This window comes from Acidovorax sp. KPB24-03 (genome assembly GCF_057546605.1).
The window spans coordinates 1-714 of record NZ_BAAJYR010000870.1; the positions used below are offsets into that span (position 1 = coordinate 1).

Consider the following 714-nt stretch of genomic DNA (forward strand, 5'->3'; position numbering starts at 1 on the left):
CGCTGGCAGGGGGGCTCGCGCTGCTGGCGGGCCTGGCGCAGGCCGCCTCGATCGCCTGGCCTTTCGGCGGCGAGCCGGTGTGGTGGCTGCAACTCCTGTCCCTGGGCGGCTTCGCGCGGCTGCTGCTGGCCAGCCGCAGCGCCCGGCAGGCCGCGGTGCTGGGGTGGCTGTTCGCCACCGCCTGGCTGACGGGCACCTTCTGGTGGCTCTTCATTTCCATGCACACCTACGGCGGGCTGGCCGCGCCGCTGGCCGCGCTCGCGGTGGTGGGGCTGGCGGCGTTTCTGGGCAGCTACTACGCGGTGGCTGCGGGGTGTTTCAAGGCCCTGGGGCAATCAAATCGCTGGCATGGTGCTATCGTTTTCGGAGCATTCTGGCTGCTGGCCGAGTTGGCGCGCGGCCAGTGGTGGACGGGCTTTCCATGGGGCGCCGGCGGCTATGCGCACGTCGAAGGCCCGCTGGCCGTGCTGGCCCGGTCGGTCGGGGTGTACGGCATCGGCTGCATCGCGGCCGTGCTGGCCATGCTGGCGGCCCAGGGGCGGCGCAGCGACCTGCGCAGCCTGAAGGCGTGGGCCCTCGTGGGGCTGGCCGTGCTGGCCTGGGCCGGGCTGGCGGTGCAGCGCCACTGCGCCGTCGAGCTGTGCCACACGCCGATGCAGCGCCCCGCGCCGCTGTCGCTGGCGCTGCTGCAGGGCAACATCCCCCCAGGACGAG

General features: G+C 73.5%; 1 pseudogene. It reads left to right on the top strand.

What is annotated here, in order from left to right:
* Positions 1 to 2: 2 nt before the first annotated feature.
* Positions 3 to 714: pseudogene (locus AC27KI_RS26540) on the top strand (apolipoprotein N-acyltransferase); the annotation flags it as partial.